The sequence below is a fragment of the Commensalibacter sp. ESL0382 genome (genome assembly GCF_009725775.1).
In the GTDB taxonomy this organism is placed as follows: Bacteria; Pseudomonadota; Alphaproteobacteria; order Acetobacterales; family Acetobacteraceae; genus Commensalibacter; species Commensalibacter melissae.
Genome location: NZ_WNII01000009.1, coordinates 18,406 through 31,155 on the forward strand (window position 1 = coordinate 18,406; position 12,750 = coordinate 31,155).

The 12,750-nt window shown below is 36.5% G+C and carries 9 protein-coding genes; 3 read left to right on the forward strand and 6 right to left on the reverse strand.

Going from position 1 to position 12,750, the window contains the following annotated elements; all coding sequences use genetic code 11:
• Nucleotides 1-95: 95 nt before the first annotated feature.
• On the forward strand, nucleotides 96-1,490 hold the full coding sequence (locus GM552_RS02990) for an OprO/OprP family phosphate-selective porin (RefSeq protein ID WP_155565215.1): 1,395 nt from the start codon (nucleotides 96-98) through the stop codon (nucleotides 1,488-1,490).
• 180 nt (nucleotides 1,491-1,670) lie between these two features.
• A complete protein-coding gene (locus tag GM552_RS02995; RefSeq protein WP_155565216.1) occupies nucleotides 1,671-3,173 on the forward strand; it encodes an OprO/OprP family phosphate-selective porin in 1,503 nt (500 codons plus the stop codon).
• A gap of 4 nt (nucleotides 3,174-3,177) precedes the next feature.
• Here GM552_RS02995 and GM552_RS03000 read toward each other — a convergent pair whose 3' ends face one another.
• The 3 genes from GM552_RS03000 to GM552_RS03010 form a co-directional block, all read right to left on the reverse strand.
• On the reverse strand, nucleotides 3,178-7,752 hold the full coding sequence (locus GM552_RS03000; RefSeq protein WP_155565217.1) for an AAA family ATPase: 4,575 nt from the start codon (nucleotides 7,750-7,752) through the stop codon (nucleotides 3,178-3,180).
• Nucleotides 7,753-7,773: 21 nt separating this feature from the next.
• Entirely contained in the window at nucleotides 7,774-8,406 is a 633-nt protein-coding gene (locus GM552_RS03005; protein WP_122123344.1) for a thioredoxin domain-containing protein, read from the reverse strand.
• A gap of 153 nt (nucleotides 8,407-8,559) precedes the next feature.
• Complete coding sequence (locus GM552_RS03010) at nucleotides 8,560-8,904, reverse strand: DMT family protein (RefSeq protein WP_155565218.1); 345 nt, start codon at nucleotides 8,902-8,904, stop codon at nucleotides 8,560-8,562.
• A gap of 260 nt (nucleotides 8,905-9,164) precedes the next feature.
• On the opposite strand from GM552_RS03010, the gene GM552_RS03015 reads away from it, so the two are divergent.
• A complete protein-coding gene (locus tag GM552_RS03015) occupies nucleotides 9,165-10,124 on the forward strand; it encodes a carbohydrate kinase (RefSeq protein ID WP_155565219.1) in 960 nt (319 codons plus the stop codon).
• A 30-nt stretch (nucleotides 10,125-10,154) separates the two neighbouring features.
• Here GM552_RS03015 and GM552_RS03020 read toward each other — a convergent pair whose 3' ends face one another.
• Genes GM552_RS03020 through GM552_RS03030 form a run of 3 tightly spaced genes read right to left on the reverse strand, consistent with a single transcriptional unit; the run spans nucleotide 10,155 to nucleotide 12,738 of the window.
• Entirely contained in the window at nucleotides 10,155-11,138 is a 984-nt protein-coding gene (locus GM552_RS03020; protein WP_122123346.1) for a hemolysin family protein, read from the reverse strand.
• Nucleotides 11,139-11,140: 2 nt separating this feature from the next.
• Nucleotides 11,141-11,638, reverse strand: a complete 498-nt coding sequence (gene ybeY, locus GM552_RS03025) for an rRNA maturation RNase YbeY (RefSeq protein ID WP_155565220.1) — start codon at nucleotides 11,636-11,638, stop codon at nucleotides 11,141-11,143.
• 14 nt (nucleotides 11,639-11,652) lie between these two features.
• A complete protein-coding gene (locus GM552_RS03030) occupies nucleotides 11,653-12,738 on the reverse strand; it encodes a PhoH family protein (RefSeq protein WP_370533584.1) in 1,086 nt (361 codons plus the stop codon).
• Between the last annotated feature and the right edge of the window lie 12 nt (nucleotides 12,739-12,750).

Here is a 12,750-nt window from a genome sequence, read left to right on the forward strand (position 1 = left end):
CAATACTAGATACATTAATATTTGAAAAAAATAATTGAAAATTCTTTCAAAGATTAAACAGGTCTTTATTAAAGAAAATCCATGGAAATTGTAAAATGCGAAAATCTTATGAAACTTCTATGGCTTTTTCAAAATTCGGGATTTATTCAATATCATTATATTTTTTATTGAATTGGGTTTCAGCCGCGAAAGCCAATGATGATTCTTTATTCCAAACAAATCAGGTTACTTATTTGGATCCATATAAAAATATAATTTATGACATGGGTGATTTTAAAATCAGCTTTCCCAAAGGTAGATTTTTATTAAAATCAATGAATAATCATTTCAGTCTATCAATTGGAACGTCCATTCAATATGATATTGGTGGTTTCATAGGATCCGATAAAAAACATAATCAACCCGATATGGGTGGGTCACAGGCTGTATTGAGGCGTGCAAGATTTATCATAACAATTGCCTATGATAACTTTAAAATTATTGTTGCTCCTGATGTTGGACGTGGTGCATTGGTTAATGATTCATTTCATGAGATTAATCTTAATTATATCGGGTTTTATCATACAGATTTATCCGTTGGTTTGATACAACCATCAGTCACTTTGCTGGGATCTGAAACATCTGCAGGATTTACCCTGGTAGAACGCCCCATGATCATTGATCTTGTAAGAAATATAGCTGGTGCGAATGCCAGAATAGGATTTACAGCCTCTCATTGGGGAAAAAATTATTATATTGGCGCTTCAGTTACCGGACAGCGTTTTGGTAAATTTTATCAGGATTTTCAAAAGAATCAAAAAGGGGGAATTATTCGTGCTGTCATCCATCCAATAGGATCTCAAAATTATGATTTGCATATGGGAGTGAGTGGAACGGTCGCATTTCATGGAGATAATCGGAGATATTCCATGAATGCACTGCCAGAGGCCTTTATCTGGCCGGGGCGTCCCTATATTCGTACCGGAAAAATTAACGGGGTAAACAATGTTTGGGCAATAGGTCCTGAATTCGCCTTTAGATTCAACCGTTTTATTATTCAGTCAGAATATTACTCAATTGATTTGCAAAGAAATTCGGAAAATAATTCACGCCGATCAAATTTAAAGTTTGCTGGATGGTATGTCAGTACAAATTATGTCTTGTTCGGTCAACCAAGACAATATTTTTCCGAACGTGCTTATTTTTCCGCACCAAAAAATGTGCTTTTTAATCCAGCGGTAGGGGATTGGGGAGCACTGGAATGGACAGCACGCTGGAGCACCATGAATTTAAACAGCCATCGATACGATTGGGATAACGGCAAAGTAAAAAATATACATGGTGGAAAACAGCACGTTATCGCAACAGGTTTCAATTGGTATCCAGCTGATCAGATGCGATTTTCGCTTGAATATAATTATGTTTTTGCCACTCGTTCAAGAAATAATTATTACAATAGTGCTGGTCGTAAAAGTAATATTCTCATTTCTCGTATCGAATTTAATTTTTAGAAATTTAATTCTCCCAAGGGCTTGATTTTTAGAGGTAAGGCTTTAAGCTGTTTTTGAGAATATACAAATTTAAAAGGATTTGAATGATTATTCATTACTGAAATGAGACAAAATTTATAAACAGAGCTGCTCTGTTTAATCTTTCTTCAGTTTAAGGCTGTTAATACAGTAGGATCCTTCATGGTTCAAAAAAATCGAATAAATAGTGTAGAGGCCTTATATAGGAATATAAGACCTATTTTGTCATGTTCATTTAATATTATTGTTTTAAAAGCTACTATTTCTTTTGCCTATGCTCAAACAGAACGTGTTTCTAATTCATTGATTTCTGCATTTCCTAATTCCAGAAACAAACAATCCATTTACCTATGTTTGGATCATAAACAGGATTGTACAATGTGGAATGCTGACAAAATTCGAAACATTGATATTTATAGGGATATTTCTTATCAAATAGGTCATTTCAATTTGAATTTTCCCAAGGGACGTCCAACTCTGGTATCCAGTGATCGTCGATTTAGTATCTCTCTTGGGGCAAGTTTACAGTTTGATATTGGTGGAATTATAGGTCCGGATAATAAACGCAATGGATCCAGAATGGATGGTTCACAGGCATTTTTGCGTAGGGGGCGATTTAATGTTGCTATCCGCTATGATGATTTCATCATTAATATAACACCGGATGCAGGGCGCCCAGCATTGGTTAATAATTCCATTTATGAGGCCTATTTAAAATATGTCGGATTTGAAAACACCATTATCGCTATTGGTCTGTTACAACCTCCCATAACTATGCTGGATACTGAAAGCTCAAATGGATTTATTTTGGTTGAACGTCCAATGATTGTTGATCTGGTTAGAAATTTAACAGGATCAGATGCCCGTCTTGCCTTGATGATGACTCACTGGAATAAACGGTATTATCTTAGCGCTTCAGTTACCGGACAAAGGTTGGGAGGAACCTATCAGGATTTTCAAAGAAATGAACTTGGCGGTATTGTAAGAGCGGCGGTAAGACCTTTAGCTATCAATCATTATGATATGCATTTGGGTTTATCAACAACTTTTGTGACACATGGTGATAGCCGAAAATATTCATTAAGTACGGGACAGGAGGGGCAAGTTTGGTTGGGCCGTCCTTATTTGCGAACAGGAACCATTCAGGGTGTAAATAATATATGGGCAATAGGACCTGAATTTGCGGTAAGATTGAATCGTTTTCTGATACAGTCTGAATATTACTCCATGTTTTTGCAACGGGTTGCGGAAAAGTCAGGCAATAGGCCCAATTTGCATTTTTCTGGCTGTTACATTAGCGTCAATTATGTCCTGTTTGGACAACCAAGATCCTATGATGAAAGTAAAGCTGTTTTCACTCCCCCTGTCGGGAGCTTTTTCAATCCTGTCGCGGGAGAATGGGGAGCTTTGGAATGGTCAATCCGATGGAGCAACATGAACCTTAATCATTATAAATATCGTATGAATGAAAACGGTCATTATCTTGGGGTTCAAGGAGGAAAACAAAATATATTTGCAACAGGGTTGAATTGGTATCCCTCGTCACATATGCGGATATCACTTGATTATAATCATGTAATGGCGACACGGTCTAGAAATAATTACTATAATTCAACTGGACGCACAAGTAATCTGATTATGTCCAGGGTACAATTTACATTTTGACAAACTAATAAAGTTCCAGTTGTTCATGTTGTTTATTTTGTTGAATTTTAATAGCATCTTCAAGATCAATTGAAATCAGTTGGCTTATGCCGCGTTCCTGCATCGTAACACCATAGAGGCGTTGCATGTGACTCATGGTAAGTTGATGATGGGTTACAACTAAAAAACGTGTCCCTGCCTGTGACATGTCAGACAACAATTTACAGAAACGTTCAACATTGGGATCATCTAGAGGGGCATCAACTTCATCAAGAATACAAATTGGAACAGGATTACATCGGCTGACAGCAAATACAAGTGATAAGGTTGTCAACGCTTGCTCACCACCAGAAAGTAAAGAGAGCGTTGAAAGATTTTTTCCTGGAGGTTGAGCATAAATTTCCAAACCGGATTGTAATGGATCTTCATGAGGTAAAAGCTTAAGATAAGCTTGTCCGCCATTAAACATACGGGTAAATAATTCCTGAAAATGATGATCCACCTCCTTAAAAATAGCGTTTAATTTGCTTCTTCCCTGTTTATTAAGTTTACAGATAGATTCACGTAACTGTTGGATTGCTGTGGTTAATTCATTGAATTCGTTTTCAAGATGGTTAAGTTCTGTCAGTTTTTCCTGATATTCGAGGTCTGCCCGCAAATTGACAGCTCCAAGTACTTCCCGCTGTGCCTTTAATGATGCAATTGAATTTTTTAATTTTTTTTCTGCCTGATCATCCAGATCATGATCATTTCTCTCGTTTGACAGGTTTTTGATTTCGTCGGTAATGTCGCTATCAAGTTGAGCAAATACAATCTCGGCTTGTTCTTTTTTGGTTTCGGCTTTTATAAGTTGTTCTTGAATTTTATTTTTTTCCAGCTTTATATTTTGTAAATTCTGTTCGGCATTTTTTTTTGCTTGATCATATTCTATATTTCTTTTTTGCAATTCTTGATAATTTGCAGTAGATTGCCGTTCTGCATTTTTAAATTCATTAAGTTTGGATTTTAAGATCTCAGGTAGTTTATCTATATCTTTAAGTTGATTTTCAAGATTCAGTATTTTTTTAAGAATTTGCTCTTTTTCGTTTTGTCTTTCCCTGAAATGTTCTTGCCATTTGTCCAATTGCTGAGCAAGGGATTTTTTTTGAATGTCCAGATTATCTTTTTCTTGAAGAATTAAATGATAGTCAAGCCGTTTTTTTTCTTTTTCTGTTTCATTAATTCCATAGTCCTCTTTCAGTTTTTTTAATTTATTTTCCATTTCTTCACAATTAATGCGATGATTAAGATTATATTCCGCTTGATGAAAAAGAACGGAAATTTCTTTTAGATCGTTTTCAAGTTTCTGACATCGTGGAGTCAGGGCATCCAGCCGGCTTTGCTGCTGAATAGTAATTTCCTTAAGAGATTGATAAGAAAGTTGAGCCTGATTTAATTCAGTTTCCGTTTTTAGAAAAAATTCATTTTCATTATCTAACTTTTTGCTAAGCGTATTGATCGTATCTTCAATAACATGAACAGATTGAAACATTTCTTTAGGATTTTCTGCTTGATTAAGTTGTCTTTCCAAATTATTTAAATTTTTCCTGTTTCTATCAATCTCTATTTCAAGATGTGCAAGTTTTTCCTGTAGAGATTCAATCTGGATTTTGTTTTGTGCATTTTGGTTCAAGCGTTGTTGATATTGTTCCTTGACTAAGGAATATTGATGTTCATATCTATTGATATCCTCTTTTTTTTGCTTAACAATCTGTTCTTTTTCTCTTTCTATACGTAAATATTGATAAATTTTCTCTTTATCTGGCAAGGGTATCTGGGTCTTTTTTTGTGCTTGTTCAAAATATAATTTTTTTGTTTTAAGTTCGTTTTGAGCCTGTTGGACAGCAGGTTCAATGGCGTTAAATTGCGTCTCGGCCATTCTGGCTTCATTTTGCAAAGCGTAAAAATCCTGAGTAATTATTTGTGCCCGTTTTTCAATATCCCTATATTCGCTTTTGATTTGCAATAATTTATTTTTAAATTGTATTTGTGTATTTTTTAATTGTTCATACAACTTTTCTATCTGTGGTGATTTTTGTAAATGACGTTTTAAATCCTCTTCGATATTTTGCAGAAGGTGTTTTTGAACCAATCGTTGTGCAGATTTGTTTTGAATGGCATGTGTTTGGTAATAACCATCCCAGCGCCAGATATCTCCTTGTTGAGTAGCCAGCATTTGCCCTGGTAAAAGATGGGGAAAAAGTTTATTCCCTTCTTCAACTGAATTTACAATTCCAATTTGCTGAAATGCTCTTTGTAAGGGCGGCGGCGGGGAAATAACATCAAACAGGGTTGGCAATGCACCTGTTAATGTTGTCTTGATATTACTTAGGGTAACCCAGCCCCGGGATGCATCAAGACCAGTTGGTGCATCAATAGTGTCGTCAAAAATTGCAGCTATAGTTTTTATCCATTTCTGAGGTATTGATAAAGGATCAAGAACGGCTGGTAATTCAGTATTGATGTTTTCCTCTGATGTTTGTTTAAGGATTTGTGCCAATCCTTGCTGTCTTGCTTCTAAATTACGAATTTTACTTTCATGTTGTTGGACAATGGAAGACTGTTTTTCCAAAGCTTCTGTATTTTTCTTTAGGTCATTTTCAATTTGTTCAATTAATTGATGCTGTTTTTTTAATTGTAAATTAATATTTTCAAATTGTGTTTGTTGTTCCTGAAGATATTCAGGAGCAATTAGCTGTTTGGCCAGATATTCCTGTTGTTTGGTTAAAGTCTCGAATGAATTCTGTGCCTGTTGCAAGTTGGTATGAATTATGTCAAGATTCTTTTTGTTTTGATCATGGATCTGTAATGCTTGATTATAAGAATTTTCCTGTTCAAGGCGTTTTTTTATGGCTGCTTGATGATGCTCGAGTGCCAAATCAATTTCTTTTTTACTTTTTTCAAGAGTAATTTGTGTGTTGATTAACTTTTCCTGAAATTGTTGTTGTTCTTCTGTTGCTAAAGACTGACTTTGCAGTTGAGTGATTTGATTTATAGTATTTTGATAATCATCATTTAATCGCTTTTCTTGTGATTTGATTTGTCTTATTGTCTGATTGAGATCATTATAATTTTTTTCTACTTGTTGGGCATGATAAGTTTGTTTTTCCTTTTCAAATTCCTTGGACTGAATGGTTTTCTGAAGAATTTGACGGTTTGCTTCAATCTCCTCTAGTTTTTTTTCGAGAATATTTAGTTCCTCTCGTTTTTTTTGCAGTTTTTCAGCTGAAGGAAGTTTTTCAAGACAACTTTTTTGTTCGGATAAAAGCTGTTCATATTCGGATTGAAATTTGGTTTTTTCATCATTCACCTGATTAAAATATTGTGTTATCTCATGATTTTTATTTATAGATTCAGACAGTTTTTTTTCATCTTCATGGATTAAATCAAGCAGGATAGCACTTTTTTCTTCTAGGGTTTTAACCTCCTGTTCAATCTGGAGAATTTTTGTTGGATGATGGTCAAGTTTTTCATTAATTGTGTTGATTTTGATTAGAATATTTTCCTGATCGGATTGATTATTTTCAAGATGAGACTGTATGTCAATCAATTGGGTTTTGTTTTCTCTCAGCCGGTCATTCAATTGCTTTATTTCTTGTGTTTTCTGATTGAATTCGTTTTCAAGTCTAGAAATCTGCTGGCGCTGATGATCACAATGAACGCGCGTCTGAATTTCCTGTTGATGCAGGGTAGCAGATTCTTTTTCCATAGCTTCCAGATTGTTGTGCAAATCCAGAATACAATTTTCTTTTTCCCCAATTCTATTTAGAATAATTGAAATTTGCGTTTTAAGATCAAGAAGCTGTTTTTGCGCCCTTTGGTAATAAAGTATCTGCAAATTGGTTTCTTTATCGCGTACAGCTGTAGATATCTCACGGTATCTAGTGGCTTGTACAGATTGTTCTTTAAGTGTTTGGGTTTGATTTGTCAGCTGCTCTTTCAGGTCATTTAATCTGTCTAGATTTTCTTCAGTTGCTTTTAATTTCAGCTCTGCCTCTCGTCGACGGTTATATAACCCAGATATCCCTGCAGCCTCTTCTAGAACCTGTCTTCTTTCCTCTGGTGAGGCGGAAATAAGTTGTGCTATGCGATTTTGACTTATAATTGCTGTTGAACGTGGACCTGATCCAAGATCAGCAAATAGGGTTTGAATGTCCCTGGCGCGTTGTATTTTTCCATTAAGGCGATATTGACTGCCTCCTTCCCGTTCAATTTGGCGGGAAATCTCAATTTGATTTTGGTTATGAAAACAGTTTGGAATAACCTCATCAAACCCGTTTTCGGTTTGGTTTTTAATATTTTCAAGAGTTATTGCAACTTCGCCAATGTTAAAGGCTGCACGTCGTGCAGTTCCTGCAAATATGACATCATCCATTCCTGTACCCCGCAGGGAACGGGCGGAACTTTCCCCCATAACCCAGCGAATAGCCTCTACAATATTTGATTTACCACATCCATTGGGACCAACTATACCAGTTAATCCAGGTAAAATATCAAGTGAAGTCGTATTTGCGAAACTTTTAAAACCAGAAATTTTTAAATGGGTAAAATATATTGGCATATAAGTCTGTTGGTAATGAAATTATGAAGGTACAGTTCTTGTCAACGCATCATTAACTTCCTGATCAAATTTATCAAGCGTTAATTCACCGACAACCTTTTTACCGTTGAAGATAAAGGTTGGTGTACTGTCTATTTTGAAATGTTTTTCAGCGTAATTGCTTTCTTCCAATATTATTTTTTGAATTGCGTCATCATGAGTTACCTGCTGAAAACGCTCTTTGGACATACCAGCCAAAATTGAATATTTTTGCAATTCTTGCAAGGGATCAGCATTTTCATTGAAAGCCCATTGATCAAGATTACTCAGGAGGGCTGTAATAAACGGTTTATATTGATCTACTGGTAGGGAGCGTGCCACAATCGCGGCTTTTAGAGCTACTTTATCCAGGGGAAAATCTTTAAAAATGTAGAAAACTTTTCCAGTATCAATATATTTTTTTTGTATTTGGGGAAGTATATCATGTGCAAAACGTCCACAATGCACACAGGTTAGCGAAAACCATTCTTCAACATGAACTTTTGCATTGGAATTCCCGAGTGTACGAGGAGTTGAAAAATTTTTAGGTATTTCCGCATGAGTCGGAATTTTGGTTGCCATAATAGTCAAAACAGGCAAAACTGAGGCTAGTAAAGAGCGTCGTGTTATGGACATGATATTATTTCCAGTAAAATAAGTTCAAGTATGAGATAAATTTCAATTTAGATAATATCCCAAAGGATTGGTAAAATTATTAATTATTTCTCATTTATAATTTTTATAACAAAGAAAAACCATACAGTTCTGGAAAGCAAGTTAAAAAAATTCTCAACCACCACGAAATATAAAGTATACAGCTCCCATAACGCATAAACCGGCCCATAAATAATCAAGCTTAAAAGACTGATGCATGAAAAATATGCTGAAAGGGATAAATACGGAAAGAGTTATTGCTTCCTGCATGATCTTTAACTCACCAAGGGATAGTTTTGTAAACCCAATCCTGTTGGCAGGAACCTGGATAAGATATTCTCCAAGAGCGATGCCCCAGCTGATTAATGCAGCTATATACCAGGGTTTGCCGGATAATGTTTTCAAATGACCATACCATGCATAGGTCATGAATAAATTTGAGCAGACAAGCATCAATGCTGTAATAAGCCAAACAGGCATATATTTTCCTTATGTTCGTAGGTTTGTTGGTGATATCAATCTTGGAATGATTGAAATGAATAAGGTGTAAAGAGTAATATTATTTCCAATATAATTTATTTAAAAATGAATTTTTAAATAAATTGGGATTGTTATTTGTGTCTCGATTTCTATTTTTTAAAATATTAATACTGGTTTTTTAATTTGTATTCCCTAATATAATGTTGGTAACATCTTGGTGATTCATCAAAATATGCAGTATTTTCAAAAAGGAGATTTGGATGATTATTGTTTGTGGTGATGTTTTAATTGACTTCATTCCCGATAAAACAAAAGATGGTGCAGATTGCTATTGTCCAGCCCCGGGCGGATCTTGTGCAAATATATCTGTTGCAATAGGTCGTCTTGGTGGCGCTGTCGGATTTATGGGAGGAATTTCCACTGATTTTTGGGGTGAGAAATTGATGGAATTTCTCGAGACATCCAACGTTGATGTAAAATATGTTGCCAGGGGAAACCAACAAACAACCCTTGCCTTTGTTGAATTGGGCAATGAAGAACCCGCCTATGCCTTTTATGATGAAAATACTGTATCGAGATTATGGGTTCGTTCACAATCCCCCGGATTTTCCGACGATGTCAATTTGATCCATATTGGTTCTACTTCTCTGATTGAACCTCCTATTTCTGAATCTTGTGAGCAGATGTTCAGAATGGAAAAAGGAAAAAGAATTTTATCAATTGATCCAAATTGTCGACCCAGCAATACACATCATCCAGCTGTTTATAGAGCACGTATGGCACGTCTGACTGCCATGGCGGATATTATTAAATTATCCAAATCTGATCTGGAATTCTTATTGCCTGACACCAGAGTTGATGATGCTGCCAAACATTGGATCAATCAGGGTACTTCCATTGTTATCATTACACGTGGAAGCGAGGGTGTTCTTTGTTATCTGCCAGGTCATGAAGTCATTGAGATTCCACCTGATTATATTGATAATGTAGTGGATTCAATCGGGGCAGGGGATACTTTTATGGCGGCAACCCTGACCTATTTACAAAAAAATGGATTTTTGACACTTGACAAAATTAAGACTATCACGCCTGCTGAAATTACCAAAGCCTTACAATATGCATCGGTTGCTGCGGCAATGATTTGTGAACGGCGTGGAGCCAATCCTCCTTGGGAACAAGAAGTTGATGAACGGATTAAAAAGAAAGCTATAAAATTATAGAGTGATATGAACCCTGTTTGATAACCAGGGTTATATATTGTTTGAATTGGTTTCTGATAGGGTGTCTGAATCGTTGGATGCGGGTAAAGACCAGTTCTGAGGGATATGCATTCGCAGACGACGTATATGTCGCGGGTCAGCCTCCAGAACCCTGAATATCAATCCAGATGGGTGAGTTAATACCTCTCCCTTGGTCGGAATATGTTCAGCCAGATGGAAAACAAGTCCACCCAACGTATCCATATCTGAATTTTTTTCTTCTTCGGTCAAGAATGATCCAATTTTTTCCTCAAGATCTTCAAGATGTGCTCTTGCATCCACATCCAGCGTATTGTTTCCCCGTTCGATAATCATGTTGGCCTCAGGTTCATCATGTTCGTCAGCAATATCGCCCACGATTGTTTCCACCAGATCTTCAATCGTTATCAATCCATCAATGCTGCCATGCTCATCAATTACCAGCCCCAAATGAATCCGGTGTACACGCATTTGTAGCAGGAGATCAAGAACTGGTATTTGAGGTGCGATAAAAAGGGGCTGTCGAATGACTGTACCAAAATCGAAATCTTCACTGTGTCCAATATAGGAAATAAGATCCTTAACGTGCAACATCCCCTGGATATTGTCTAATTCCTGATGATAGACAGGAACTCGGGAATGATTTTCATGCTGCATAATTTCCAGTGCCTGCTTGAAACTGATTGAATCATCAATGGCAAATATATCAGCCCTTGGTATCATTACATCATCAGCCGTTTTATCTTTCAATCTTAATATATTGGAGATCAGTAATCGCTCATGCGGATTGAATTCCTCCTTGTTGTCATCGGGAATTGTAGGTAAATGATTGTTTCTGTCATCTACAAGGTTGACAATTGATTGTCGCAAATTGTGCTGATGTCTTTGATGGAACCAACGTTTAAAAAAAGATTTGTAACGGTTTGGCTTTGTATTTGATTGTGACTGTTCTGATGCGGTATTATTCGGCGCATTATTACCTGGCGCACGAAACATGGCTATATACTCCCAAAAGACGAGTTTTTCCAGGGATTCGGGATCCCGATTTTACCTAAAAGATAGGATTCCTTCATTTCCATGGTTTTTGTTTCATTACATTTAAGGTGGTCATATCCCTCTAAATGCAATAAGCCGTGAAAAATAAGGTGTGTCAAATGATGGCGCATTGGTTTTCGGGCTCGACGGGATTCTTTTTGAATGGTTTCCAGGGCAAGAATAATGTCCCCTCCATAGGATTGGGGATCTGGATGCTCAAAAGTAAGAACATTTGTAGGTTTATTTTTATTCCTGAATTGGCAATTCAATTTTTGTATTGTCTGGTCATTGGCAAAACAAAGCGTGGTTTGTTCAGCAAAAGGTTGCAGGGTATAAATACGGTATATCAATTCCTTGAGATCAGGAATCAGTTTATACCACCTCTTGTCTTGTATAATTATTACTTCACTAAAAAGAAAATCAAGAATTTGATATCGATATTGCCGGAAGAGGAACGTCATCAGGAAATTTCTTTCTAGGATTTATTCTCGGAAGATATTTTTAATTTTGCTGACTGTTTGTCATAAGCCCTTACAATACGATTAACAAGAGGATGTCTGACAACATCTTCTGCCTTGAAACGAAGAATCTCAATACCGGAAACACCCTGTAACGTATCAACAGCATCCTTTAATCCTGATTTGATCATGGGTGGCAGATCAATTTGGCTAAGATCGCCGGTTATGACCATTCGTGAACCAGCCCCTAACCGTGTCAAAAACATTTTCATCTGAGCAGGAGTGGTATTTTGGGCTTCATCAAGTATGACATAGGCATGTTCAAGTGTTCTACCTCGCATAAAGGCAAGAGGAGCCACTTCAATTTCCCCGCTGGTCAGTCTTTTGACAACTTGATCTCCTGGCATCATGGCGTATAGAGCATCGTAAAGGGGACGAAGATATGGGTCAATTTTGTCTTTCATATCTCCAGGAAGAAACCCCAATCGCTCGCCAGCCTCTACAGCGGGACGAGATAGAATAATACGATCAATCTGACCAGATAAAAGCATGGAAACTGCCTGGGCTACAGCAAGAAATGTTTTTCCTGTTCCAGCGGGGCCAATTCCGAAAACCATTTCATTTCTTGCCAGCATTTTCAAATAGTTTGCCTGTCCCGTTGTGCGAGGTGAAATGGTACCTTTACGTACAGAAATTGTTGGAATTGATTCTGGTTGTTTGAGTTCCATGGATTCAGGAGGTTCATTTTGTTTTGATGGATAAAGAATGGATAAGAGTCCGTTATAGGCCATGCGTATGAAATTATTAACGATGGTAGAGTTAATTTCATTATGAGTATATATATGTTGATACAGATTGCTTACTACTGTTTTGGTAAGTTCAACCTGTTGGATATCCCCTTCAATGACCAGATAGTTTCCCCGACAACCCATGTTGACCTGAAGTTCGTTTTCAATCTGAACCAAATAGCGGTCATGATCTCCCAACATTTGAGCCAGTAATAAATTGTCAGGAAATTGCAGGGTTGTTTTTAAAAAAGATTCGTTTTTTACTTCTTCTGATAAAAGAATGGGATGAATCTGTAGGGAAACTTTATTATTCAAAATGGTTCCTTT

Coding starts and splice junctions, on each gene's coding strand:
- GM552_RS02990 (WP_155565215.1), top strand. CDS start 96: ATGCGAAAATCTTATGAAACTTCTATGGCTTTTTCAAAATTCGGGATT.
- GM552_RS03015 (WP_155565219.1), top strand. CDS start 9,165: ATGATTATTGTTTGTGGTGATGTTTTAATTGACTTCATTCCCGATAAA.
- ybeY (WP_155565220.1), bottom strand. CDS start 11,638: ATGACGTTCCTCTTCCGGCAATATCGATATCAAATTCTTGATTTTCTT.
- GM552_RS03000 (WP_155565217.1), bottom strand. CDS start 7,752: ATGCCAATATATTTTACCCATTTAAAAATTTCTGGTTTTAAAAGTTTC.
- GM552_RS03010 (WP_155565218.1), bottom strand. CDS start 8,904: ATGCCTGTTTGGCTTATTACAGCATTGATGCTTGTCTGCTCAAATTTA.
- GM552_RS02995 (WP_155565216.1), top strand. CDS start 1,671: ATGGTTCAAAAAAATCGAATAAATAGTGTAGAGGCCTTATATAGGAAT.
- GM552_RS03020 (WP_122123346.1), bottom strand. CDS start 11,138: ATGTTTCGTGCGCCAGGTAATAATGCGCCGAATAATACCGCATCAGAA.
- GM552_RS03005 (WP_122123344.1), bottom strand. CDS start 8,406: ATGTCCATAACACGACGCTCTTTACTAGCCTCAGTTTTGCCTGTTTTG.